Genomic DNA, 23,003 nt, shown 5'->3' on the forward strand with positions numbered 1-23,003 from the left:
GACGAAAGAAGCAATGAATCAAACCGTACGGTCGAACAGGGCAGTCGCCCTGCCTGCCACCTGCTCCAGGCCCGGCAGGCTGGCTTTGTCCTGCATGCTTGCCGCCGTGCTGCTCGTTGCGGCGGGCTGCGCCTCGCGATCCCCTACCAATGCACCGGTGGAAGACCGCGGGACCTTCGGGTCGCGCCCGGCGCCGGGTGCCGTGGACCCCGGCAACGTCAAGCAGCTTCCCGGCTTTGAGAACGCCGGCAAACCCGGTTACTACACGGTCAAGCCCGGTGACACCATGATCCGCGTCGGCCTGGAGAACGGCCAGAATTGGCGCGACATCGTGCGCTGGAACAACCTTGAGAACCCCAATATCATCGAAGTGGGGCAGGTGCTGCGCGTCGTGCCGCCGACCAGCGAAAACCCCTTGGTGGTGACTCGCCCGGTGTCGCCGGGCTCGGCGCCAGCGTCCAGCACGGCACCCGCGCAAGCCGCCAGCGCGGCGAAGCCTGCATCGGCGCCCGCCAGCGCCGGCCCGGCACCGGCACCGGCCGCGACGGGTGAGGAAGACATCGCCTGGATCTGGCCCGCGCAAGGCGCCATGGTGGCGGGCTTTGACGAAGCCAAGAACAAGGGCCTGGATATCTCCGGCAAGGCGGGCGATGCGGTGGTGGCCTCCGCCGACGGGCGTGTGGTGTATGCGGGGGCAGGCTTGCGCGGCTACGGCAACCTGGTCATCCTCAAGCACAACAACACCTTCCTCACGGCTTATGCGCATAACCAGACGCTGCTGGTGAAGGAAGACCAGAATGTCAAGAAGGGCCAGAAGATCGCGGAAATGGGCAACAGCGACGCGGATCGCGTGAAGCTGCATTTTGAAATTCGCCGCCAGGGCAAACCGGTGGACCCGGCCAGATACCTGCCTGCCAAGTAAACGCCCAAAGCGACGACAAAAGGAGCCCGGCTAGCGCCCGGCTCCTTTTTCTTTGCCGCGCCGTTTTGCTGCCTCAATGCGGTTGAAGGATTTCGTCGTAGCCGCGGCCCTTGAATTCCAGCAGATCCAGCCCGTGGCCGAAAGGATCGGCCAGCCCGGCGATGCGTCCCCAGACTCGCTCGGTCACCGGCATTTCCAGCACTGCGCCGTGCCGCTGCAGCCGCGTCACTGCGGCATCGATGTCTTCCACGACGAAATCCAGATGTACGGGCGTCCAGTGGCGGCTGTAGTGGCGGGCGGTCTCGCTGCCGGGCCCACCGGCGATGGGCCGGGTGCCCGGTGCGTTGAAGAGCAGGTCTATAGGGCTGCCGGCACCCAGGATTTCCACGAAGTCGCTCTTGAAGCGGCGGCCCACGCGCAGCCCCAGCCCCTGCGTATAGAACGCGATGGCGCGCTCCATGTCGTCAACGTCGATGCAGATGCGAAGTTCCATCGTCATTCCTTTGCGAGTGTTCGAAAAATGGTACCTCAGCCTGAGACAATTGGCCTATGACAGAAGAAAGCTCCACATCGAAGCCAGCCGCCGCCGCGGACTACCCGCCGGACGTGCTCGAGGTCGAATCGCTTGACATCGAGGCCCAAGGCATTGCCCACAGGCCCGACGGCAAAGTAGTGTTCATCGAGGGCGCGTTGCCTTTCGAGCAGGTGACGGCCAACGTCTACCGCAAGAAAAGCAGCTTTGAAAAAGCCGTGGTGATGGCGATCCACCGCGAGTCGTCCCAGCGTGTGCGTCCGGCCTGCCCGCATTTCGGCATGCACACCGGTGCCTGCGGCGGCTGCAAGATGCAGCATCTGCATGTGGGCGCACAGGTGGCCGTGAAGCAGCGCGTGCTGGAGGACAACCTCCTGCACATCGGCAAGCTCAAGACGGACGGCCTGCTGCGGCCCATCGAGGGGCCGGCCTGGGGCTACCGCTATCGCGCGCGGCTGTCGGTGCGCTATGTGCGCAAAAAGGGCACGGTGCTGGTGGGTTTCCATGAGCGCAAAAGCAGTTACGTCGCCGACATGAGTGAATGCCATGTGCTGCCCCGTCATGTCAGCGACTTGCTGGTGCCGTTGCGCGAGTTGATTGGCGCCATGGACGCGAAAGAGACCCTGCCGCAGATCGAACTGGCCTGCGGCGATGACGTGACGGCCATGGTGTTGCGTCACATGGAGCCCCTCAGCGAGGGTGACCTGGCGCGATTGCGCGCCTTTGCCGCGGCCCACCCGGGCCTGCAATGGTGGCTGCAGCCGGGCGGGCTGGACACGGTGAAACTGCTCGACGATGCCGCCGAGGAACTGAGCTACGGCCTGCCCGAGTTCGGCATCACCATGCCCTTCAAGCCGACCGATTTCACCCAGGTCAACCCGCAGATCAACCAGGTGCTGGTTTCGCGCGCCTTGCGCCTGCTGGCCGTGCAGCCGAATGAGCGAGTGATCGACTGGTTTTGCGGGCTGGGAAATTTCACGCTGCCTTTGGCCACGCGTGCCCGGGAAGTGCTCGGCATCGAGGGCAGTGAAGTGCTGGTGGCCCGTTCCCGAGAGAATTTTGAGAGAAACAGGAGCGCATCACCCGCTCGCCGGGCATTGGCCCCGACCCGGTTTGTGGCGCGCAACCTGTTTGAAATGACGCCGGCCATGCTGGTCAAGGACGGCGCCGCCGACAAATGGCTGGTGGACCCGCCACGCGAAGGCGCGTTTGAGTTGTTCAAGTCGCTGGCGGCCCTACAACAACAGATCGTGAGCGGCGTTCCCTGCGACGACGGCGGGCACCAGCAAAGCCTGGCGCTGAACGGCTGGACGCCGCCCCGGCGCATCGTCTACGTGAGTTGCAATCCGGCCACCCTGGCGCGGGACGCGGGCGTGCTGGTGGAAAGCGGCGCCTGGCGCTGCACCGCGGCGGGTGTGGTCAACATGTTTCCGCACACGGCGCATGTGGAGTCCATCGCGGTATTCGAGCGGGCATAAAAAAAGGAGCCCGAGGGCTCCTTTTTTGCGAGTGGCGGGGACGCTCAGTCCCTCTCGCCGCCGAAGATCCCCAGCAGGGCCAGCAGGCTCTGGAAGATGTTGAACAGGTCCAGGTAAATGGCCAGGGTGGCGCTGATGTAGTTGGTTTCGCCGCCGTCGATCACCTGTTTCAGGTCATACAGCAGGTAGGCGCTGAACACGGCTATGGCCAGGGTGCTGATCACCGCCATCATCATGGTCGAACCGACAAACACGTTGATGACGGCCGCCACCATGATGACCAGGGCGCCGGCAAACAGCCATTTGCTCATGCCGCTCAGGTCGCGCTTGATGACGGTGGCCAGGCTGGCCATCACGAACATCACGCCTGCCGTGCCGGCAAAGGCCGTCATGACCAGCGATGCGCCGTTGCTGAAGCCGAGCACCATGGCAATCATGCGCGAGAGCATCAGGCCCATGAAGAAGGTAAAGCCCAGTAGCACAGGCACGCCGGCGGCCGAGTTCTTGGTCTTCTCAATGGCGAAAATAAAGCCGAATGCACCGCCCAGGAACACGATCAGGCCCAAGCCGCCGGATAGCGAGCGAGTGATGCCGGTCGCCACGCCAAGCCAGGCGCCCAGCACGGTGGGCAACAGGCTCAGGGCCAGCAACCAGTAAGTGTTGCGCAGGACCTTGTTGCGTTGCTCGACGCTTGTGGCAACGCCATAGTCGAGGGTTTGAACATTGTCAGTCATGAGAGTCGTCTCCAGGGCGCCAGCAAATGCGGGCAAGATTATTTTAGGGTGCATTGCGGTTTTTCCAGCCCTCACCCCCTACTTTTTGTAAGGGTTCTATAAGCTAATTTGGCGGCAATGGGCGTGAAAGACGCCCTCGAATTTGCGTATGCTCGGTATCTTTGCCAATAAACCCGGAAATCCTGAAGACCATGAAATCAAAAGCAGTGCTTGAATTCGCCGACGTCAAAACCATCGCCGCCGCCGCCGAGGCGGAAGCCCTCAAGAACAACTGGGCCGTGACCATTGCCATCGTCGACGACGGCGGCCACCTGCTGCACCTGCAGCGCCTGGACGGCGCGCCGCCTATCTCCTCACATCTCGCCCCTTCCAAGGCCAATACCGCCGCCATGGGCCGCCGCGACAGCAAGATCTACGAAGATGTCATCAACGGCGGGCGCATGTCCTTTCTGTCGGCGCCGTATCTCCAAGGCATGCTGGAGGGCGGCGTTCCCATCATCAAAGACGGGCAATGCATTGGCGCCGTGGGCGTGAGCGGTGTGAAATCGAGTGAAGATGCGCAGATTGCCCGTGCGGGCATGGCCGCTATCGGCCTCTAGATCCTGCTGCCAGCAGCATGAAAAAAGCCGACCAAGGGTCGGCTTTTTTGTTGGCGGGGAGCAGGGAAGCATCAGGAAAAAAAGCCTGGCTAAACAACTCCGGGGAGTCGGTGGCTGGCTAAAAACGACCTTGGGAGCTTGATAGCCCCGGATCGCCCCACGATGAAACTCTCGATGAAAAGAAATGTGCCGTCGCTGTGGTGCGCGAGCTTATTTGGTCAAGATCAATTTACCCAGGCGCGTGGCCTGCAGGCGGTAAGTTGACCCGTTGTGGTTGATCTCGACGGCCTTTTGTCCGCGCAGGATTTCCGTGCTGTTGACCGTGGCTGCAGAGCCGCCCTGGCCACCCGAAGCGGTCTCTGTGTGCACGGGGGCGCGGGCAGGAAGGCTCAAGGTGTTGGAGGGGGGCAGTGCGATGGACATGGTTTAAACCTGTTTGGGCTTCGTTGAGTTAATGATAACCATTCTCATTTGAAAGTCAAGCGAGTTTGGGCTGCGAAGTGTTTTTTTATGTCAATGAAAAAGACCTGCCCAGTGGTTCTGCTGGCAGGCCTTGATTCACTGGATCAGTTTTTTGGCTCGGTGATAAAACCGATCTTGCGCAGCCCGGCTTGCTGCGCGGCCGCCATCGCCTGCGCCACGCGTTCGTAACGCACCGACTTGTCGCCGCGGATGTGCAGTTCGGGCTGCGGGTTCTGGGCCGCCGCAGTCTTGAGCTGGGTGCCCAGCTGTTCATCGGTGATCTTGGTTTCGTTGAGGAAATAGCTGCCTTCGGCGTCCACGCTGAGGCGAACGGTCTCCGGCTTGATGTTTTGCGCTTCGTTGGAGGCGCGCGGCAGGTCGATGTTGACGGAATGCTTCATCACGGGGACCGTGATGATGAAGATGATGAGCAGCACCAGCATGATGTCCACCATGGGCGTCATGTTGATCTCGTTCATCACGTCATCGCTGTCGTCTTGGGTTCCAAAGGCCATGGTGCTTCTCGGTCACTGAATTAGGGGCCTGGCTGCTTTTGGCGGCGAGGCCGGGTAGGGGGGAGGTGTTCAGGCCTTTTTCATCGGAACGACATTAGCCTGGCCGCCGGCGCTCACGCGGGCACCGGTCACGAAGTAGGCATGCAGGTCGTGCGCGAAACGGTTGAGCTTTTGCAGCACACCCTTGTTGCCGCGCACCAGCGCGTTGTAGCCCAGCACCGCGGGAATCGCCACGGCCAGGCCGAGGGCCGTCATGATCAGCGATTCGCCGATGGGGCCGGCCACCTTGTCGATGGTCGCCTGGCCGGCTGCGCCTATCGAGAGCAGCGCATGGTAGATGCCCCACACGGTGCCGAACAGGCCGACGAAGGGGGCGGTCGAACCGACAGAAGCCAGAATGGCCAGGCCGGATTGCAGCTTGGCGGTGAATTCGTCGATGGTGTTGCGCAGCGTGCGCGTGACCCAGTCGCTCACGTCCAAAGCGTCATGCAGGTGCGCTTTGGTATTGCGGTGGTGCAGTGTGGCTTCACGGCCTTCCAGGGCCAGCTGGCGAAACGGGTTGGTGGGGTCGCCGCCCAGCTTGGTCAGGCCGGCCGCGAAATCCTCGCTGTGCCAGAAGTCTTCGGCCGCGCGCGCGATGCGCTTGTATTTGATGAGGTCCAGCGTTTTGATGATGATGACCATCCACGAGGCCAGGGACATCACCAGCAGCAGCAAAGCCACGGATTTGGTGACGATATCGCCCTGACTCCAGACGTTGGCAAGGCCGAATTGGGAATTCATGAATCAATACTCCACGGTTTTCAGAAAAAATTACTCTAGAACGAAATTGATGGGCACTTCCGACCACATCTCTTCGGCTACGCCGCCTCGCTTGCCTGGCACATAACGCCAGCGCATGGCGGCGGTCATGGCCGCCTGGTCGAGCCGGTCAAATCCGCTTGACTTGCGAATTTCAGCTTTCTTTGGCTGGCCGTCCACACCGATGAGCACGCGCAAGAGCACCTTGCCCTGTTCGCCCAGGCGTCTGCTGATGGGGGGATAAGGCGGCTTCGGGTTCTGCAGATAGTCGGCGTCGCTGGAGGGCAGCTGTACGGCGGGAGGTGCGGGCGGCGCGACTGGGGCCACGGCCACGGGCGCAGGCGGCAGCGGCGGTGTGACCACGCCCGTCGGGGCATTCGGCGAAGGCGTGGGATCCTGGATGGCCAAGGGTTGGGGCGCCGGTTTTACGGGCGCCTTGGCCACGGCCTTTTTCTGCACGGTCGGCGTGGGCGGGGTGGGCGGTACGGGCTCTACCTTGGGGGCGGGCGGATCGATGAATTGCGTCAGGATTTCGGCGGGCACCACGATTTCGGCGGCGCGCATCAGCAGGCCGCTTTGCAGTGCCCAGATGAAGCCTATATGCAGGCCGACCACCACCAGGGCGATCACGGCATTTCGGCTCAGGGGTTGGCGCGGCGCGGGCGGGCGCGGGGCGGTGGAGAAGGCGGTGGAGAAGGCGGTGGCGGTCATCGGGAATAGGTGGGGAAAAAGGCCGCGTGCGTGCCGCGGGCTCAGTTCAATCAGTGTTTGAGCAGAATCAGCGGCGGAAGATCCACCACGTGGAAACTATCACCAGGATCAGGCTGGCGGGAAGCGCCGCAATCAGGCTTGAGCTGAGTGTTGCAAGATGTGCCATGGGCTGCCTTCCTGTGTATGGGTGGCGAGCTTGATGTTGGCGGTCGGGCAACTGGTGCTGCACTGCGCCACCACGTCACGGGCGCAGCCTTCGCATTGGCCGCACTGGGTGGCCACGCCGAGTTCGAACTGGATCTCGTCAAAGCCCAGGCCCGCGCGGGCATGACGGGCGATTTCGCGGTCGGAGATTCGGCGGCAGACGCAAACAATCATGGATGGGCTTGGCTGGGGATTGATTCAATCGGTGTGCTGATTATAAATGCGAATCTATCGCATTTGCAATCGAGGAAAGTTTATTTCCTTACCAGGCCGCCGCCAAGTCCTCAATCAGCCGCCGATCTGTCAGGCTGAAACAGGTAGTTTTCCACGTCAGGCTTGATTGTGGCGCTATGAATTTTGCAGTTACCCCGAGACAAACGCCCCTTTGGGGGCAGGGGGATGCCCGGACGACCCTAGACCTCAGCCCACATCCGCAACAGGTTGTGATAACAGCCGGTCAGCCGCACCACTTCCGGGCTCTCGGCGGCGCCTTGGGCCGCGCGTTGCAGGTCCTTCTGGCGCAGCGAGGTGATGGCCATGTCCATTTCGTACAGGAGCCGGCGCTGGGCATCGGAGCGGACCATGCTCTCGATCCAGAAAAAGCAGGCCAGCCTTTCACCGCGCGTGACCGGCTCCACGCGGTGCACGGAGGTGCCCGGGTACATCACCAGGTCGCCGGCCTCGAATTTGATGCGTTGCTCGCCGTAGGTGTCCTGGACCACCAGCTCGCCGCCGTCGTAACTGGCCGGATCGCTCAGGAACAGCGTGCAGGAGATGTCGGTGCGCACGTGGCGCGCGGTGGCGGCATGCGTGCGCACGGCGTTGTCGATGTGGTTGCCGAAACTGTTGGCATCGCCGCCATAGCGGTTGAAAAGCGGCGGGTAAACCGACTTTGGCAGTGCGCCGGTGACGAACATCGGGTTGCGGGCCAGCGCCACTGACACGATGTGGCGGGCTTGCTGGGCGGCCGGCAGGTCTTCCGGCAGCTGCAGGTTGTTTTTAACGGTGCCGCTCTGGCTGCCGGCGGTGATGCGGCCGTCGGCCCAGTCGGCGCCCAGGATCAGCTGGCGGACCTGCGCGAGTTCGGCTGGCTGGAGGGCTTGGTGAATGCGGAGCAGCATGGAGGAATCTCCGGAAAGAGCGCTGAAATGAAAAAAGGCACCCGGAGTATCCCCCAGGTGCCTGAAACCTTGGAAAAGTTCTGTTTGAAATCAGAACTTGCTGGTCAGCGTCACGCGCACGCTGCGCGCGTCGCCGGGCGCCACAAAGCCGCGGTACAGCGTGTTGTAGTACACCTTGTTGAACACATTGTCGATGTTGAGCTTGACGGTGTTGCCTTCGTTGATGCGATATTCCAGCAGTGCATCGGCCTTCACGTAGCCCGGCGCGCGGTTGGTGCTGGTGACACTGTTGGCCGGCTTGTTCGTGCTGACGCCGGTGAAGCCGCCGCCGATGCGCCATTTATCGCCGATGCGGTAGGTGGTGAACAAGGTCGCCTGGCGGCTCGGGCTCAGGCCCGGGTTCTGCCCGACTTCGGCCTGGCCCGCTGCGTTGGAACCCGATTGGTCGATCCTGGCCTTCAGGAAGCCAATGCCGGCAAAGACATCCCACTGTGGCGTGATGCGGCCGGCGACCTCGAATTCGAGTGCGTCGGTGTGGCGCTTGCCGGACAACAGATAGGAGTTAGTGTTGGTATCGATGTCGGTGTTGCGCTCGTTGTACTTCTCGGTGCGGGCAAGTGCTGCGCGCAGCGAAAGGTCGCCGCCGTAGAGTTCCCACTTGGCGCCGATCTCCATGTTGCGGCTGCTTTCAGGCGCCGTATTGGCCGAGTTCGGGTCGAACTGGTACAGGTCGCCCGAAGTGTTGAACGACGTGCCGTAGGCGGCGTAGTAGCTGACCTCGTCGGTCGGCTGGTACATCACGCCCAGGCGTTTGCTCAACAGGCTGTCGGACCTGGAGAGCCTTCCATTGTTGGGGGGCGCACCGGTGGGACGATCGTAGTCGGCCTTGAAGTTGTCGACGCGCAGGCCGGCGACCAGCTTCCAGTAAGGCGTGAGGTCAATCGTGTCCTGCATGTACAGGCCCAGCGTGGTGGCCTTGAAGGACGTTTCCAGCCTCTGCGTGTAGTTGCCGCCGATGCCGGTGCTGATCGGGTTGCCCACCGTGGTGCCCGGTTTGGCACCCGTCAGGAGAGGATAGCTGAGGCGATCGGAATTCTCGACCGCGTATTCGGCGCCGATCAGCAGGCTGTTCTTGCGTCCGAACCACTGGGTGGTGGTGAGGTAGTCGGTTTGCAGGAAGGTGTGGTGCTCGTTGCCTGCCTTGGCATTGCCGGCGCTGGTGTTGCCGCGGCTGACCAGGGTATTGGCGTTCAGGTTGGCCAGCGTGGTGCCGGCGGCGAAGCTGGCTTGCGTGGCGCGCAGCGTGCGGGAATAGTAGCCATCACGCACCGTGGTTTTCAGGCTGCTGCCGTCGGCCCAGCGGTGGGTGTGGCTCAAGGTGACGGCATCGGCCTTGTCGTTCTGGAAGTCGGTGTTCAGGCCGTACCAGAATTTTTCGGTCAGGGGAGCGGGGCGGCTGTTGAACCACGCAAAACCCCAGTCGGGCTTGTCGTTGTAGTGCAGGTGGTAGTAGCTGACCTCAAATTCGTTGGCCGTGCCGATGCCGAAGCGGTAGTCCAGCGCCAGGCCGCGGCGGTGGGTGGAGGCGCTGGCGTTTTCGCCGCGGCCGTCGCTGTCGGTGGCCATGGCGTTGATCCGCAAGGCCGCGTCATCACCGAGCTTGAAGTTGAAGTCGCCCTGGTAGCGCTGGTAGCCCTTGGTGCCGACGGTGGCATTCACCTCGTGTTCGGTGATCAGGCGTGCCTGCTTGCTGACCTGGTTGATGATGCCGCCGGTGGAGCCGCGGCCGAACAGCATGGACGCCGCGCCGCGCAGCACTTCCACGCGCTCGACGTTGAACAGGTCGCGGTTGTATTGGGCGATGTCGCGCATGCCGTCGGAATACATGTCGCCGGCGGCGCTGAAGCCACGCAAGCGGACGTTGTCACCGACGCGGCCGCCTTCACCGGCTTCAAAGGTGATGCCGATGACGTTTTCGAGCGCGCTCTTGAAGCTGTCCTTGCCCTGGTCGTGAATCAGCTTTTCGTTGACCACCGTCAGCGACTGTGGGATGTCTTTGGCCGGCACGGGCATCTTGCCGACGCTGGTGACGCCGCTCTGGTAGGTCTGGTTCGCGCGGTCGCGGGTGCCCGTGACCGTGACGGGAGCCAGGCTCTTGCCTTCGGCCGGCGTGGAGGCGGTGGTGCCTGCGGCAGCGGGAGCGGGTGTGACGCTTTGCGCCCAGCCGGACACCGAAACCGCCAGCATCAGCGCGCCCAGCGGCAACAGGGCTATGTCGGACGCTGGTGCAGCGAGAGGGGAGACGTTGTTGTTAGTACCGGCATTGCGGTTTTTTTTATTGCGCGCAGTTCGTGCGGCGCGAGCGGACGGGTGTGCCAAGATGGCCTCCAAGCAGGGTCCAGCCAGCCATTCGGCAGGCGGACCGGGTTCAGGAAAAAAAGCTTGGCTGGCTCGAAATCACCGGTTGGCGAGACGAGTTGGCTGGCGCGAAAAGTTCGCTCGAAGTGTATATCAAATGATAATGATTCGTAATATCTTGTTTCGAAACGATCAAGAACGCGTGCGGGAAGGGCTGCTTTTGTGGCGGAAATGCCAAAACGAATGCGCGGGTGTTTTAAGGCCGCACGGGCTTTGAGAAAGATGGGGACTGCGCTGCAACGCAAACTGGAAGGCTGGCAGGCTGGCGCTCAGAGATCCCTGAAAACGACAATGAGGCCCGCAGGCCCCATTTTTGCGCGCGACGGGCATTTGCCCGCTGCAGCGTGATTAGCTGACTTCGCCCATCTGGCTTTGGAGGTAGTTCTGAATGCCCACCTTGGCGACCAGTTCGATCTGGGTTTCCAGGAAGTCGATGTGCTCTTCCGTGTCGTCCAGGATTTCCTGGAGCAGGTCGCGTGAGACGTAATCGCGAACGCTTTCGCAGTGGGCGATGCCGTCCTTGATCGTTGCCTGTGCACCGGTTTCGGCTTTGAGGTCGCAGTTCAGGGCCTCCAGCACGTCCTCGCCGATCATCAGCTTGCCCAGGTCCTGCAGGTTGGGCAGGCCGTCAAGCATGAAGATACGGTCCATCAGCTTGTCGGCATGCTTCATTTCGCCGATGGATTCCTCGTATTCCTTCTTGGCCAGCTTGTCCAGGCCCCAGTGCTTGTACATGCGGTAGTGCAAAAAGTACTGGTTGATGGCCGTCAGCTCATTCTTGAGCTGCGCCTGCAAATGAGCGATGACTTGTGCGTCGCCTTTCATGGGAATTCCTTATCGTTGTTGTGCGGATCGCCCATTGTCACTGGCCGCAGGCGACAACTCAAGCATTCCCCTGCTGTCGCGGTCTGCTTGCGTTTGATTGTGAGAACCGTTCGTATTGCAGCGAACCGACGCCTAGCGCTCAGCGAAGGCGCGTTCCACGACGAAGTGGCCGGCGTGCTGCATATTGCCTTCTTCCAGGCCCTGTGCTTCCAGCATGGCCTTGATGTCGCGCAGCATGTCGGGGCTGCCGCACAGCATCAGGCGATCGTTGTCCGCCGAGAGCGCCGGCAGGCCGAGGTCGCTGTAGAGCTTGCCTGACTGCATGAGCTCGGTGATGCGGCCTTCGTTGCGAAAGCGTTCGCGCGTCACGGTCGGGTAATAGAGCAAGCGCCCGCGCACCAGCTCACCGAGGAACTCGTGCTCGTGCAACTCGTGCTCGATCAAGCCGCGGTAGGCCAGCTCGGCGCTGGTGCGGCAGCCGTGCACCAGCACCACGCGCTCAAAGCGCTCGTAGGTGTCGGGATCCTTGATCAGCGAGAGAAAGGGCGCCAGGCCGGTACCGGTGGCCAGCAGCCACAGGGTTTTGCCGGGCAGCAGGTTTTGCAACAGCAGCGTGCCGGTGGGCTTGCGGCCCACCAGGATGTCGTCGCCGGGTTGCAAGTGCTGCAGCCGCGAGGTCAGCGGACCGTTGGCCACCTTGATGCTGAAAAACTCCAGCTGGTCTTCATGGTTGGCGCTGGCCACGCTGTAGGCGCGCATCAGCGGTTTGCCGTCCACCGGCAGGCCGATCATGGTGAACTGGCCGTTGACGAAGCGAAAGCCCGGGTCGCGCGTGGCGGTGAAGCTGAAGAGCGTATCGGTCCAGTGGTGGACGGAAATAATGCGTTCGGTGTTAAAGGCGCTCATGAGAAAAAAGAAGAAGGAAAGAACGAAAAGTAATTAGAACGATGCAAGAGGGCATAAAGCCCGCCGCGCACCCCTTCAGTCCAGGCCTTCAGATCGTGCGTGAGCAGCGCCGTATTTTATCGCCTGCGCGAAGCGATGGTGCGCGACCACCTCGACACCACGCCGGCGCCAAGGTTTCGCCCGTCGCGCTCAGTGCCTGGCCGGCTTGCGCGGCACCCATGCGAACCAGGCCATCACGGCCACCGGCACGCCCAGGCCGAGCCAGGCCCACCAGTCGCCCAAACCGTCGGACACCAATGCCGTCAGCAGGCCGCTGGCACTGAGAAGGCCCAGCACCAGGGGCCAGCCCCACATGCGCCAGAAAGAGGGCGTTTGTGGCGCGCTCATGCCGTACCGCCTGGCGCCTTGTGGGAAAGAACATGCGATTCCCGCGCGGCCACGGACGTGGCAGGCTTCGCAGCCGCGGCCGGGTTGCGGCGCTTGACCCAGAGATAGAGGCCGCTACCCAGCACGATGATGGTGGCGACGTCCAGCAGCGCCCAGAGGATCTGCATGGGCATGCCGCCGTAGTCGCCGAAATGCAGCGGCTGCGACACCAGCAGCGCCGTGAGGTACCAGGGCAGCGGCGGGCTGGCGGTGAGCGCGTTGGTGCCCGCGTCCACCAGCACCGGCTTGAGCAGGCGCGAGTTGAAGGGCTCGTTGCCGCGCAGGAACACCGTGTAATGGTGCGGGCTGGAAAAGGTCGTACCCGGAAAGGCGATGAAGGCCATCTTCATGTCGGGCGCGAGCGCGGTGGCCGACGATGCCGCCTGCTGCACCGAGGCCAGGCGTGCCGGCGGTTTTTGTCCCTGGTAGGGTGCCAGCAGCGCGCTGAGCTGGTCGTACTGCCAGTACTTGATCAGCAGGTCGGCCCAGGTGTTGATCATGCCGGTTGCGCCCACGGTGAAGGCCCATACCAGCGTCACGACGCCCAGCAGGTTGTGCAGGTCCAGCCATTTGGCGCGCGGCCGGCTTTGCCGCACGGCGCCGAAGTCAAGCTTGCGCATGAAGGGCGCGTACAGCACCACGCCCGAGACAATCGCCACCAGCAGCAGCAAGCCCATGAAGCCCAGGAAGAGCTTGCCGGCCAGCCCGGCGAACAGGTCCACGTGCAGCTTGAACATGATGTACATAAAGCCTTCGTCGAACTTGGGCTGGGCCAGCACCGCCGCGGTGCGCGCATCGACGGCCACGGTTTTGTTCCCGACCTCGGAGGTCGGCGTGTCGCCCAGCGTGACGTACCAGAAGCGGTCGTCGTCGATCTCGTGCGAGGCGAACATGGGCACTTTGCCCGGGTGCAGCGCCTGCGCCACCTGCATCACGCTGTCGAGGCTGGCGCGCGGCGTGCCCTTGGGCAAGTCGGGCGCTTCCACTTCCGTGCCCAGCAGGTGGCCGATCTCATGGTGAAAGATCAGCGGCAGGCCGGTCAGGCACAGCAGCAGCATGAAAGCAGTACAGACCAGGCTGCTCCATTTATGGATCCAGGTCCAGGTTTTGATTTTGCGGCTGTTCATCGTGGTTCTCCTTGAGGGGCCTAGAAGCGGTAGGTGGCGCTGGCCACCACGTTGCGCCGCGCGCCATACCAGCAGTCGCCGCGTGCCAGGCAGGTGCTGAAGTAGGTCTTGTCGGTCGCGTTGTTGATGTTGACGGCGTAACGCCAGTTCGCGGTGTCATAGGCGAACATCAGGTCCAGCAGCGCGGCGCTGGGAATCTGCGGGCCGTTGCCGCCGCCCTGCTGGTCATTGAAGGCGCCCATCCAGCGCACCCCGGCGCCGGCCGAGAAGCCGTTCACGCCGCCGATGGAGAAACGGTACTTGGCCCAAACGCTGGCCTGGTGCTTGGGCAGGCCTTCGAGCTGTTTGTCCAGCTCGGTGTAGTTGTAATGCGCAACCAGTTCCAGGTTGGGCGTGACGGGACCCTTGACTTCGAGCTCCAGCCCCTTGGTGCGCGTGGCGCCGACCTGGGTGTAGACGTCGGGCAGCGGCGAGGCGATCTGGTTTTTTTCGCGCAGGTCATAAAGCGCGGCGCTGTAGGCCAGCGCGCGGCCCGCCGGCTCGTACTTCAGGCCCAGTTCCCACTGCTCGCCACGCAGCGGCTTGAACAACCGGCCCTTGATGGCGGCCTGCGGCGTGAAGGATTCGCTGTAACTCACATACGGCGACCAGCCCGAAGGAAAGGCGTACATCAGGCCCAGGCGTTTGGTCGTGGCCGTGCTTTTCTCTTCGGGGCTGCCTTCGGCGCCCGCGACGGCTTTGTCATGGCGCAGGCCCGCCGTGACGATCCAGTGATCCCATTTCATCTGGTCCTGCACATACAGGCCGGTCTGGCGCTGCGTGGTGCGCGGCAGCGCGGTGCGATCCGGCACCAGCAGGTTGCCGTAGACCGGTGCATAGGCGTCTATCTCGCTGACGGTCGCGCCCGACCAGACGTTCTCGCGGTGGCGCGCGAAGTCCGCCCCGAACAGCAGCGTGTGCTGCAGCGCGCCGGTGCTGAAATGGCCCTCGGCATGGTTGTCCAGCGCGGTGATGCGGTTGCGCGTCAGCGAGCTGTCGTTGATGCGGCCCAGCCGCCGCTTGGTCACCGGATCGGAGCCCCAACTGCCCGGGCTGGTGAAGAAGTCACCATAGTGGTAGCGGTTGTCGTTCTCGTTGCTCGAAACGCGGAAGTTCTGGCGCACCGTCCAGCTGTCGTTGAACCTGTGCTCGAACAGCCAGCCCAGAGTCTTGCGCTCGGAGTTGTAGTAGTCGCCGGGTTCGCCGATGAAACGGTTCGTGGGCAGGCGGCCGTTGGGATTGGGCAGCAGCGTGCCTTCCCACGGAAAGAACTGCGAGGTCGAGCCGCTCTTGTCTTTTTGCCAGAGCGCCTGCAAGGTCAGCGAGGTGGCGGCGCTGGGCCGCCATGTCAGCGAAGGCGCGACCAGGCTGCGGTCGTCCGGCACATAGTCCACCTGGGTGTCCGATGAGCGCTTGAGCGCGACCAGCCGGTACAGCCATTCGCCGTCCTGCGTCAAGGGTCCGGTCAGGTCGACCTGGAACTGCTTGCGGCCATGGCTGCCGTACTGCACGCCCACTTCGCGCTGCGCTTCGGCCTGCGGCCTTTTGCTGACCATGTTGATCACCCCGGCGGCCGTGCCCGCGCCGAACAGCATGCCCGAGGGGCCGCGCAGCACCTCCAGGCGTTCCAGCGTGTAGGGATCGGCGCGGGTGCGGCTGGTGTAGTAGCCGTAGGCCTCGCGCAGGCCGTCAAGGTAGTTGTCGGGGTTGGCGCCGCGCACCCGCACCGAATCGGTCCGCGAGTCCAGCCCATAAGCGTCGGAGCGCACGCCGGCGGCGTAGCCCAGGGCATCCTGCAGGTTGGCGGCGCCCTGGTCGGTGATCTGCTGGCTGGTGACCACTGTGACGGCCTGCGGCGTTTCGGACAGCAGCGTATCGGTCTTGGTGGCCGTGGAGGCTCTTTTGGCGCGGTAGCCGATCACCGGGCCGGTGGCGGTTTCTTTTTCCTGGTCGGCGCTGACCTGCACTTCGCGCAAGGTGGTTTCGGCAGGGGTCGGGGTCTGGGCGTAGGCGCCTTGAAGCGCGGCGGCCAGGGAGAGGGCGGTGAACGGGGCCAGGCGGTGTGTGGCGCGTCCGGCGCGCGGCAGGTGCGAGATGGGCAAGTCAAAACTCCGGGGAGGATCGCCAGGAAACCGGCGTGCTCACGGCGGCCCGATGCGCCACCGTGGGTGGCGAAAATCCAGGGGCCTCGTGGGCGGTTGTTGGCTTGCTATCGCTCGCAGCGAGCGCTGCTTCTGGCGTGTTTGGCTAGCGGAAAAGGACGCTGCGAACTATACCATCCGATGAGAGTAATTCTCATTTGAAGACCCTTTCCGGCGCTGCGGTTTTGGGTCGGACTAGCGGGTTTTCGGGCAAAAAAAAGCCGCCCGGTCAGGGCGGCTATTGGAGCTTCAGCGCATCACGCGGGGATAGGGCTGCGGATCAGGTAATCAAAGGCGCTGAGGGCCGCCTTCGCACCTTCACCGGCCGCGATGATGATCTGCTTGAAGGGCACCGTCGTCACGTCGCCGGCCGCGAACACGCCGGGAACCGAGGTCTGGCCCTTGGCGTCGACGATGATTTCGCCGTGCTTTGACAACTCGACCGTCCCCTTGAGCCAGTCGGTGTTGGGCACCAGTCCGATCTGGATGAACACGCCTTCGAGCGCCACGGTTTTCAGCTCACCGCCGGCGCGGTCCTTGTAAACCAGGCCGTTGACTTTCTGGTCACCCGTGATTTCGGTGGTCTGCGCGTTGGTGATGACCGTCACGTTCTGCAGGCTGTTCAGCTTGCGCTGCAGCACGGCGTCGGCGCGCAATGCGGTGTCGTATTCGATCAGCGTCACATGGCCGACGATGCCGGCCAGGTCGATGGCCGCCTCGACACCCGAATTGCCGCCGCCTATGACCGCCACGCGCTTGCCCTTGAACAGCGGCCCGTCGCAGTGCGGGCAATAAGCCACGCCCTTGTTCTTGAACTCGTGCTCGCCGGGCACGTTGATGTTGCGCCAGCGCGCGCCGGTCGAGATCACGATGGATTTGCTCTTGAGCGAAGCGCCGCTTTCGAGCTGGACTTCGATCAGGTTTTTGTCCGGGCCGCTGTTCGGGATCAAGGCCTTGGCGCGCTGCAGGTTCATGATGTCCACGTCGTAGTTGCGCACGTGTTCTTCCAGCGCATGGGCGAATTTCGGTCCTTCGGTTTCCTTGATGGAAATGAAGTTCTCGATGCCCATGGTGTCCAGCACCTGGCCGCCGAAACGCTCCGAGGCCACGCCTGTGCGTATACCTTTACGAGCGGCATACACAGCCGCCGCGGCGCCGGCCGGGCCGCCGCCGACGATCAACACGTCAAAGGCTTCCTTGCCGTCAATCTTTTTGGCTTCGCGTTCGACACCGCTGGTGTCTATCTTGGCGAGGATTTCCTCCAGGCTCATGCGGCCCTGGCCGAACTCGGTGCCGTTCAGGAACACGGTGGGCACGGCCATGATCTGGCGTTCTTTGACTTCTTCCTGGAACATGCCGCCTTCAATCATGGTGGCGCGGATGCGCGGGTTTTGCACCGCCATCAGGTTCAGCGCCTGGACCACGTCGGGGCAGTTGTGGCAGGTCAGCGAGACATAGATTTCGAACTCGAAATCGCCGTCGAGCGCGCGGATCTGGTCCAGCACGGCCTGCTCGACCTTGGGGGGGTAACCGCCGATCTGCAGCAGCGCGAGGATCAGCGAGGTGAATTCATGGCCCATGGGCAGGCCGGCAAAACGCGGGCCGTGGTTTTCGCTGGGGCGATTGATGGAGAACGAAGGCTTGCGGTGCTTGTCGTCGCGGCTTTCGGTCAGCTTGACCAGTGGCGATGCCTCGGCAACGTCCTTCAGCAGCGACAGCATTTCGCCAGAGCCTTCGCTGTCGTCGAGCGAGGCAACGATTTCAATCGGCTGCGTGGCGCGTTCGAGGTAACTTTTCAGTTGGGCTTTGGTGGCTTCGTCGAGCATGGCGGACTCACTTTCAATGGCAAAACGGGATCAAAAGGGAACAAAAGGGAACAAAAAAGCCCGGGACGGCACACATGTGCCGGGCCCCCGGGCCTTTGTCAGGAGGACGGCAGGGTTCTTAAATCTTGCCAACCAGGTCGATGGACGGGGCGATCGTCTTGGCGCCTTCGTTCCACTTGGCAGGGCAGACCTGGCCGGGGTGTGCGGCGGTGTACTGGGCTGCCTTCAGCTTGCGCAGGGTTTCTTTCACGTCGCGTGCGATCTCGTTGGAGTGCACTTCAGCGGTCTTGATGACGCCTTCGGGGTTGATCACGAAGGTGCCGCGCAGTGCCAGGCCTTCTTCAGGGATGAACACGTCAAAGGCTTTGGTCAGCGTGTGGGTCGGGTCGCCCACCAGCGGGAACTTGGCCTTGCCGACTGCGGGGGAGGTTTCGTGCCAGACCTTGTGCGAGAAATGGGTGTCGGTGGTCACGATGTAGACCTCGGCGCCGGCCTTCTGGAATTCGGCGTAGTTGTCGGCCGCATCTTCCACTTCCGTGGGGCAGTTGAACGTGAATGCAGCCGGCATGAAGATCAGGACCGACCATTTGCCCTTCAGCGATTCGTCTGAAACGTCGATGAACTTGCCATTGAGAAAGGCTTGGGTTTTGAAGGGCTGGACTTGGGTATTGATCAGGGACATCTGGATAGCTTCCTATAGGCTGGTTAAAAATGCTTGCGAAACGATAGTATAACTATTAAAAACATCATTGTTCGATAGTTATTGGCTATTTATCGAATAGGCGTCGCGCCGGATTTGCCTGTTCATCCTCGTCAGCCGCTGTGACCCGGGCGTGACGGACGGAGGCCGAGACGCACCAGCCACGCTACTCCTCGGGCTATTTTGCATCCAAATGTTGCGAATGAGAACAATTCGCATATACTTCGATTTTTCCAGAGCCAGCCACAAGCGACGCGAAGCCGACAGCTTCCTCCGTTGCAGCAGCAAGCCCTCCAAACCTCTTACTTTGGGCTTGCATGACTTCCATCCATCCTTCCTCGCGTTTCGCGCTGCGCGAAATCTCCCTGTTGACCGCTCTGGCCTGTGGTGCCGGCTTTGCCGCGCAGGCGCAAACGGTCGTATCGGCCGCACCGGCCATGACCGCCGCGGTGCAAGTCGCCGCCCTGAAAGAAACCGTCGTCAGCGGTTCGCGCAACGAGCAGTTGGTGGAAGACATTCCACAAACCATCGACGTGATCAACGCCGAGGACATCGAGCAGGGGCAGATCAGGGACATCCGCGACGCGGCCAAAAACATCCCCAACGTTTCGGTGCGCCGGGCGCCCGCGCGTTTCGGCCTGGCGCAAGGCGATACCGGCCGCGAAGGCAACGCCGGCTTCAACATCCGCGGCCTCGATGGAAACCGCGTGCTGATGATGGTCGACGGCATCCGCATTCCGCGCAGCTATGCCTTCAGCCCCAACTCTTTTGGGCGCGACAGCCTGTCCATTGACCTCATCAAGCGCATTGAAATCGTCAAGGGCCCGGCCTCGGTGCTGTATGGTTCCGACGGCATTGCCGGCCTGGTCAACTTCATCACCAATGAGCCGGACGATTACCTGAGAGACGGCAAGTCGCTGGGCGGCCGTGCATCCATCGGCTACAGCGGCGACAACAATGAAACCGCCGCCAGCGGCACCATCGCCGGCCGCGTCAATGAGATGCTGGCCTGGCAGCTGAGCGTGGCCACCAGTAGCGGCAAGGAGCTGGAAAACCGTGGTGATGTCGGCGGCACCGGCTTTACCCGCACCCAGCCCAACCCGCAAAAGGACAAGGCCAACTCGCTGCTGGCCAAGGTCGTGCTGAACCCGAGCTCTTCGCAAAAACACGTCATCACCTTCGAGCACGTCGACAAGAAGAGCGACTACAACCTGCTGACCGCGCGTTCGGCCACGGTGCTGGACTCCTATTCGACCGGAAAGATGGACCGCGACCGGCTGACCTGGGATGCCAAGTACAAGGTAGACACCGCGGTCACCGACAACATCCAGACGGTGCTCAGCTACCAGGATGCGAAGTCCAACGATTACACCTATGAGCGGCGTACGGCGTTGCCGCAGGAGCGCGTGCGTGACACGACCTACAGCGAGCGTACGCTGCAGGCCAGCGTCCAGGCCGACAAGACCCTCCGCATGGGCGCCAACTCGGCGCAGAAGATCACCTACGGCCTGGACCACACCAGCGCGAAAATCGAAAACCTGCAGACCGGCCTGGTGCCACCCGCCGGCGAAACCTTCCCGCTCAAACGCTTCCCCGACACCACCGAAACCGCCACGGCTTTTTACGTGCAGGACGAGTTCATTCTGGGCGACTGGAGCGTGACGCCGGGCGTGCGCGCGGACAGCTTCAAGATCGACGCGGCGCAGGCCGGCTTCCCGGTGCCCGCCGTCTCGCTGTCGGGCTCGGCCGTGTCGCCCAAGGTCGGCGTCATCTACCGCGCCACGCCGCAGTGGAGTTTCTTCGGCAACTATGCAAGCGGTTTCCGCGCGCCCAATGCCGGCCAGGTCAACGGTTTCTTCCAGAACCTTGCCGGCGGCTACCGCACCGTGCCCAACCCCAACCTCAAGCCAGAGAAAAGCCGGAACGTCGAATTCGGCGTGCGCGGACGCCTGGAGCAGCTGAGTTTCGACACCGCCGTGTTTTACGGCCGCTTCAAAGACCTGATCCAGGACGGCGCCATCGTGAGCGGCGCCTTCGGCAACCCGGGCAACCCCGCCGTGATCCAGTCGATCAACATCGACAACGCGACCATCAGCGGTTTTGAAATCAAGGGCGACATGAACTGGGGCAAGGTCGGCGACGGCAAGCTCAGCACGCCGTTCTCCTACGGCTACACCCGCGGTACGGTGAAGAACACCGGCAAGCCGCTGGACACCATAGACCCGGCCAAGCTCAGCGTCGGCCTGAAGTACGAAACCGCGACCTGGGACGTACGCCTGGATGCAAGCCACCATTCCGCCAAGAAGTTCGACGACATCAGCGCGCAGGCCATTGCCGCCTCGCCGCCGGCGGTGCCTGTGGCGACCACGCAATTCGCCGTGCCGTCCGCGACCACGCTGGACCTGACCGGCCAGTGGCGTTTCAGCAAAACCTTGCGCCTGAACGCCGGCCTTATCAACCTGACGAACAAGAAGTACTGGAACTGGTCGGATGTCCGCGGTGTGGCGGCCAACTCCTCCTTCCGCGACGCCTACAGCCAGCCGGGTCGTTATTTCAACGTCTCGCTGGTCGCTGATTTCTGATTTTTCCGATTTCGTCCTGAACCCTTTTTTGACAAACAGAGGAAAGCGAAAAACATATGAGCCAGTTCTCCGACCACGGCGTCAACGATGGCGAAACCGCTGCGGCCGATGCGCAGGGCATGCCCCCGGCGGAAGCCCTGCTGGCCGGAACGCTGGCCCTGATGACCGGCCACGCACAGGCCTGCTGCGACGGGCAGCGCGCCTTGCTGACCCAAAAAATCATCGCCAACCTCTTCATGCTGTCGCGCCACCCGGCAGCGCCACCGAACTTCAGGGCCATTGCCGCCAACCTGCACCCCTTGTGGGTGCGGGTGCTGCAGCCGGGCCCCGAGCAGCCACAGCAGGGGCTTTTGCCTGCGGACCATTCTGATACCCACCGCGTGCTTTGGCACACAACCCCGGAGACCCTTCAATGAGCGCAGTCCTTCAAACCCAGATGCGGCCCGACGCCGCAAGCCAGGCAGATGCCGGCACTGCATCCCTGAACCCAGCCGCCTTGCGCGAGCGATTCGCCGCCGCGCGCAGCAGCGGCAAGCGCGCCAAGGATGCGGCCGAGAGCATAGGCATCACCGAAGGCCAGGCCGTCGCCGCCCACGCGGGTGCGCACGAGCTTGCCCTCAAGGCCACGCCGCTCAAAGGCCCGTGGGTCGAGATCCTGCAGGCGCTGGAGCTGTGCGGGCCGGTCATGGCGCTCACGCGCAATGAATCCACCGTGCATGAAAAAACCGGCGTCTACCGCAACATCAGCGCGCAGGGCCATATGGGCCTGGCGCTCGGCGAAGAAATCGACCTGCGCATCTTCTTCAGCCGCTGGCATGCCGGCTTCTACGTTTTTGAGCCGGCCAACGACCCCAAGAACCCGGCTTCGGAAAGCCTGCAGTTTTTTGACGCGCATGGTGTGGCCGTGCACAAGGTGTTTGCGCGGCCCGAGACCGATCGCGAAGCCTTCAGGGACGTGGCCAACCAGTTCACCGACGCAGACAAGGCTTACGCTTTCACGCCCGCCATCCCCAAGCCCGCGCCCAAGCCTGATGCGGACATCGACGCCGCAGCACTGGCCCAGGACTGGAGCGAGATGAAGGACACGCACGAATTTTTCGGCCTGATCGGCAAGGCCGGCGCCGAGCGCCAGCAAGCCTTCCGCCTGGTCGAGGGCCGCTTCACCCGGAAGGCCGACCTGACGATCGTCCGCAAGCTGCTCGACGAAGCCTCCATGGACGGCACGCCCATCATGGTGTTTGTCGGCAGCCTGGGCTGCATCCAGATCCACACCGGGCCGGTCAAGCGCGTCGAACCCATGGTCACCCCGACCGCGCAGTGGATCAACGTGCTCGATGCCGGCTTCAACCTGCACCTGCGCGAAGACATGGTCAAGAGCGCCTGGATTGTCGAGAAGCCCACCACCGAAGGCCTGGTCACCTCGGTCGAGGTCTTCGACGGCGCTGGCGAACTGATGGCGATGTTCTTCGGCGCCCGCAAACCCGGCGTTCCCGAACTGCAGGCCTGGCGCGAAATCGTGGCGCGGCTGCCCAGGCTCAAGGAAGCCGCATGAGCGGTGGCGCAAGCGGTTTCGGCGCGGTTGAGATCAAGGCCTTTGTGCCTGCGAAAGACTTCGCGCTGTCCAAACGCTTTTATGAAGAGCTGGGGTTTGAGATCCCATGGTCGGACGACACCCTGGCCTATATGCGCCTGGGTGACACGGCCTTCTTCCTGCAGAACTTTTACCTGGCCGAGCACGCCAGCAATTTCATGATGCACCTGATCGTGCAGGATGTGGAAAGCTGGTGGGCGCGACTGCAGCAGGCGGACGTGGCCGGCCGCTACGGCGTGCGCACCGTTGCGCCGCAAGACCAGCCCTGGCGCCAGCGCGACCTCGTGCTCTGCGACCCGTCCGGCGTGCTCTGGCGCATCGCGCAGAACATCGCATGAAGACT

23 protein-coding genes are annotated in these 23,003 nt (G+C 62.8%); 7 read left to right on the forward strand and 16 right to left on the reverse strand.

All coding sequences use genetic code 11. From position 1 onward, the window contains the following. The first annotated feature begins 94 nt into the window (after positions 1 to 94). Entirely contained in the window at positions 95 to 922 is an 828-nt protein-coding gene (locus AC1D1F_RS12855; protein WP_477678628.1) for a peptidoglycan DD-metalloendopeptidase family protein, read from the forward strand. A 73-nt stretch (positions 923 to 995) separates the two neighbouring features. On the opposite strand, the gene AC1D1F_RS12860 is transcribed toward AC1D1F_RS12855, so the two are convergent. Next, complete coding sequence (locus tag AC1D1F_RS12860; protein WP_477678629.1) at positions 996 to 1,415, reverse strand: VOC family protein; 420 nt, start codon at positions 1,413 to 1,415, stop codon at positions 996 to 998. A 56-nt stretch (positions 1,416 to 1,471) separates the two neighbouring features. Here AC1D1F_RS12860 and rlmD point away from each other — a divergent pair, with 56 nt between their 5' ends. Further along, positions 1,472 to 2,932, forward strand: a complete 1,461-nt coding sequence (rlmD, locus tag AC1D1F_RS12865; protein ID WP_477697373.1) for a 23S rRNA (uracil(1939)-C(5))-methyltransferase RlmD — start codon at positions 1,472 to 1,474, stop codon at positions 2,930 to 2,932. A 44-nt stretch (positions 2,933 to 2,976) separates the two neighbouring features. On the opposite strand, the gene AC1D1F_RS12870 is transcribed toward rlmD, so the two are convergent. Then, complete coding sequence (locus AC1D1F_RS12870; RefSeq protein ID WP_477679083.1) at positions 2,977 to 3,666, reverse strand: Bax inhibitor-1/YccA family protein; 690 nt, start codon at positions 3,664 to 3,666, stop codon at positions 2,977 to 2,979. Between the two features lie 191 nt (positions 3,667 to 3,857). On the opposite strand from AC1D1F_RS12870, the gene AC1D1F_RS12875 reads away from it, so the two are divergent. Next, on the forward strand, positions 3,858 to 4,265 hold the full coding sequence (locus AC1D1F_RS12875; RefSeq protein WP_477654101.1) for a GlcG/HbpS family heme-binding protein: 408 nt from the start codon (positions 3,858 to 3,860) through the stop codon (positions 4,263 to 4,265). Positions 4,266 to 4,475: 210 nt separating this feature from the next. Here AC1D1F_RS12875 and AC1D1F_RS12880 read toward each other — a convergent pair whose 3' ends face one another. The 14 genes from AC1D1F_RS12880 to ahpC form a co-directional block, all read right to left on the reverse strand. Further along, positions 4,476 to 4,688, reverse strand: a complete 213-nt coding sequence (locus AC1D1F_RS12880; protein ID WP_477679082.1) for a hemin uptake protein HemP — start codon at positions 4,686 to 4,688, stop codon at positions 4,476 to 4,478. A gap of 143 nt (positions 4,689 to 4,831) precedes the next feature. Further along, positions 4,832 to 5,242: an ExbD/TolR family protein gene (locus AC1D1F_RS12885; RefSeq protein ID WP_477697371.1), complete on the reverse strand. Its 411-nt coding sequence runs from the start codon at positions 5,240 to 5,242 to the stop codon at positions 4,832 to 4,834. A gap of 69 nt (positions 5,243 to 5,311) precedes the next feature. Further along, the gene (locus AC1D1F_RS12890; protein ID WP_477676280.1) at positions 5,312 to 6,025 is read right to left on the reverse strand and encodes a MotA/TolQ/ExbB proton channel family protein; all 714 of its coding nucleotides are present in this window, start codon (positions 6,023 to 6,025) and stop codon (positions 5,312 to 5,314) included. A 30-nt stretch (positions 6,026 to 6,055) separates the two neighbouring features. After that, entirely contained in the window at positions 6,056 to 6,754 is a 699-nt protein-coding gene (locus tag AC1D1F_RS12895; protein WP_477676281.1) for an energy transducer TonB, read from the reverse strand. Positions 6,755 to 6,886: 132 nt separating this feature from the next. Further along, a complete protein-coding gene (locus AC1D1F_RS12900) occupies positions 6,887 to 7,132 on the reverse strand; it encodes a (2Fe-2S)-binding protein (RefSeq protein ID WP_436155071.1) in 246 nt (81 codons plus the stop codon). A gap of 239 nt (positions 7,133 to 7,371) precedes the next feature. Further along, the gene (locus AC1D1F_RS12905) at positions 7,372 to 8,079 is read right to left on the reverse strand and encodes a Fe2+-dependent dioxygenase (protein WP_477676282.1); all 708 of its coding nucleotides are present in this window, start codon (positions 8,077 to 8,079) and stop codon (positions 7,372 to 7,374) included. Positions 8,080 to 8,169: 90 nt separating this feature from the next. After that, entirely contained in the window at positions 8,170 to 10,458 is a 2,289-nt protein-coding gene (locus tag AC1D1F_RS12910) for a TonB-dependent receptor (RefSeq protein ID WP_477676283.1), read from the reverse strand. 387 nt (positions 10,459 to 10,845) lie between these two features. Then, complete coding sequence (gene bfr, locus AC1D1F_RS12915; protein WP_477700741.1) at positions 10,846 to 11,322, reverse strand: bacterioferritin; 477 nt, start codon at positions 11,320 to 11,322, stop codon at positions 10,846 to 10,848. A 132-nt stretch (positions 11,323 to 11,454) separates the two neighbouring features. Further along, positions 11,455 to 12,228: a ferredoxin--NADP reductase gene (locus AC1D1F_RS12920; protein ID WP_477654093.1), complete on the reverse strand. Its 774-nt coding sequence runs from the start codon at positions 12,226 to 12,228 to the stop codon at positions 11,455 to 11,457. Positions 12,229 to 12,417: 189 nt separating this feature from the next. After that, positions 12,418 to 12,615: a hypothetical protein gene (locus AC1D1F_RS12925; RefSeq protein WP_477676285.1), complete on the reverse strand. Its 198-nt coding sequence runs from the start codon at positions 12,613 to 12,615 to the stop codon at positions 12,418 to 12,420. Then, positions 12,612 to 13,781 carry a PepSY-associated TM helix domain-containing protein gene (locus tag AC1D1F_RS12930; RefSeq protein WP_477676286.1) on the reverse strand — a complete coding sequence of 390 codons (1,170 nt, stop codon included), beginning with the start codon at positions 13,779 to 13,781 and terminating at the stop codon, positions 12,612 to 12,614. Before AC1D1F_RS12930 ends, AC1D1F_RS12925 begins: the two co-directional genes overlap by 4 nt. 20 nt (positions 13,782 to 13,801) lie before the next feature. Further along, on the reverse strand, positions 13,802 to 15,922 hold the full coding sequence (locus tag AC1D1F_RS12935; protein ID WP_477676287.1) for a TonB-dependent siderophore receptor: 2,121 nt from the start codon (positions 15,920 to 15,922) through the stop codon (positions 13,802 to 13,804). 296 nt (positions 15,923 to 16,218) lie between these two features. Further along, on the reverse strand, positions 16,219 to 17,787 hold the full coding sequence (gene ahpF / locus AC1D1F_RS12940) for an alkyl hydroperoxide reductase subunit F (protein WP_477676288.1): 1,569 nt from the start codon (positions 17,785 to 17,787) through the stop codon (positions 16,219 to 16,221). A gap of 118 nt (positions 17,788 to 17,905) precedes the next feature. After that, the gene (gene ahpC, locus AC1D1F_RS12945; protein WP_007874200.1) at positions 17,906 to 18,469 is read right to left on the reverse strand and encodes an alkyl hydroperoxide reductase subunit C; all 564 of its coding nucleotides are present in this window, start codon (positions 18,467 to 18,469) and stop codon (positions 17,906 to 17,908) included. 335 nt (positions 18,470 to 18,804) lie between these two features. Here ahpC and AC1D1F_RS12950 point away from each other — a divergent pair, with 335 nt between their 5' ends. The 4 genes from AC1D1F_RS12950 to AC1D1F_RS12965 are packed head-to-tail and all read left to right on the forward strand — an operon-like array spanning position 18,805 to position 22,998. Beyond that, positions 18,805 to 21,069 carry a TonB-dependent hemoglobin/transferrin/lactoferrin family receptor gene (locus AC1D1F_RS12950; RefSeq protein ID WP_477697112.1) on the forward strand — a complete coding sequence of 755 codons (2,265 nt, stop codon included), beginning with the start codon at positions 18,805 to 18,807 and terminating at the stop codon, positions 21,067 to 21,069. 56 nt (positions 21,070 to 21,125) lie between these two features. Further along, on the forward strand, positions 21,126 to 21,485 hold the full coding sequence (locus AC1D1F_RS12955; protein ID WP_477676290.1) for a hypothetical protein: 360 nt from the start codon (positions 21,126 to 21,128) through the stop codon (positions 21,483 to 21,485). 20 nt (positions 21,486 to 21,505) lie between these two features. Further along, the gene (locus AC1D1F_RS12960; RefSeq protein WP_477676303.1) at positions 21,506 to 22,621 is read left to right on the forward strand and encodes a hemin-degrading factor; all 1,116 of its coding nucleotides are present in this window, start codon (positions 21,506 to 21,508) and stop codon (positions 22,619 to 22,621) included. Continuing rightward, complete coding sequence (locus AC1D1F_RS12965; protein ID WP_477676291.1) at positions 22,618 to 22,998, forward strand: VOC family protein; 381 nt, start codon at positions 22,618 to 22,620, stop codon at positions 22,996 to 22,998. Before AC1D1F_RS12960 ends, AC1D1F_RS12965 begins: the two co-directional genes overlap by 4 nt. Positions 22,999 to 23,003 lie beyond the last annotated feature (5 nt).

This window comes from Polaromonas sp. P1_H6, from assembly GCF_056405195.1.

What these genes read in the sequence shown, in the direction of transcription:
- bfr (WP_477700741.1), bottom strand. Translation starts at nt 11,322, where the DNA reads ATGAAAGGCGACGCACAAGTCATCGCTCATTTGCAGGCGCAGCTCAAG.
- ahpF (WP_477676288.1), bottom strand. Translation starts at nt 17,787, where the DNA reads ATGCTCGACGAAGCCACCAAAGCCCAACTGAAAAGTTACCTCGAACGC.
- AC1D1F_RS12885 (WP_477697371.1), bottom strand. Translation starts at nt 5,242, where the DNA reads ATGGCCTTTGGAACCCAAGACGACAGCGATGACGTGATGAACGAGATC.
- AC1D1F_RS12930 (WP_477676286.1), bottom strand. Translation starts at nt 13,781, where the DNA reads ATGAACAGCCGCAAAATCAAAACCTGGACCTGGATCCATAAATGGAGC.
- AC1D1F_RS12875 (WP_477654101.1), top strand. Translation starts at nt 3,858, where the DNA reads ATGAAATCAAAAGCAGTGCTTGAATTCGCCGACGTCAAAACCATCGCC.
- ahpC (WP_007874200.1), bottom strand. Translation starts at nt 18,469, where the DNA reads ATGTCCCTGATCAATACCCAAGTCCAGCCCTTCAAAACCCAAGCCTTT.
- AC1D1F_RS12900 (WP_436155071.1), bottom strand. Translation starts at nt 7,132, where the DNA reads ATGATTGTTTGCGTCTGCCGCCGAATCTCCGACCGCGAAATCGCCCGT.
- AC1D1F_RS12920 (WP_477654093.1), bottom strand. Translation starts at nt 12,228, where the DNA reads ATGAGCGCCTTTAACACCGAACGCATTATTTCCGTCCACCACTGGACC.
- AC1D1F_RS12960 (WP_477676303.1), top strand. Translation starts at nt 21,506, where the DNA reads ATGCGGCCCGACGCCGCAAGCCAGGCAGATGCCGGCACTGCATCCCTG.
- AC1D1F_RS12955 (WP_477676290.1), top strand. Translation starts at nt 21,126, where the DNA reads ATGAGCCAGTTCTCCGACCACGGCGTCAACGATGGCGAAACCGCTGCG.
- AC1D1F_RS12870 (WP_477679083.1), bottom strand. Translation starts at nt 3,666, where the DNA reads ATGACTGACAATGTTCAAACCCTCGACTATGGCGTTGCCACAAGCGTC.
- AC1D1F_RS12890 (WP_477676280.1), bottom strand. Translation starts at nt 6,025, where the DNA reads ATGAATTCCCAATTCGGCCTTGCCAACGTCTGGAGTCAGGGCGATATC.
- AC1D1F_RS12925 (WP_477676285.1), bottom strand. Translation starts at nt 12,615, where the DNA reads ATGAGCGCGCCACAAACGCCCTCTTTCTGGCGCATGTGGGGCTGGCCC.
- AC1D1F_RS12880 (WP_477679082.1), bottom strand. Translation starts at nt 4,688, where the DNA reads ATGTCCATCGCACTGCCCCCCTCCAACACCTTGAGCCTTCCTGCCCGC.
- AC1D1F_RS12860 (WP_477678629.1), bottom strand. Translation starts at nt 1,415, where the DNA reads ATGGAACTTCGCATCTGCATCGACGTTGACGACATGGAGCGCGCCATC.
- AC1D1F_RS12965 (WP_477676291.1), top strand. Translation starts at nt 22,618, where the DNA reads ATGAGCGGTGGCGCAAGCGGTTTCGGCGCGGTTGAGATCAAGGCCTTT.
- AC1D1F_RS12855 (WP_477678628.1), top strand. Translation starts at nt 95, where the DNA reads ATGCTTGCCGCCGTGCTGCTCGTTGCGGCGGGCTGCGCCTCGCGATCC.
- rlmD (WP_477697373.1), top strand. Translation starts at nt 1,472, where the DNA reads ATGACAGAAGAAAGCTCCACATCGAAGCCAGCCGCCGCCGCGGACTAC.
- AC1D1F_RS12950 (WP_477697112.1), top strand. Translation starts at nt 18,805, where the DNA reads ATGACTTCCATCCATCCTTCCTCGCGTTTCGCGCTGCGCGAAATCTCC.
- AC1D1F_RS12895 (WP_477676281.1), bottom strand. Translation starts at nt 6,754, where the DNA reads ATGACCGCCACCGCCTTCTCCACCGCCTTCTCCACCGCCCCGCGCCCG.
- AC1D1F_RS12905 (WP_477676282.1), bottom strand. Translation starts at nt 8,079, where the DNA reads ATGCTGCTCCGCATTCACCAAGCCCTCCAGCCAGCCGAACTCGCGCAG.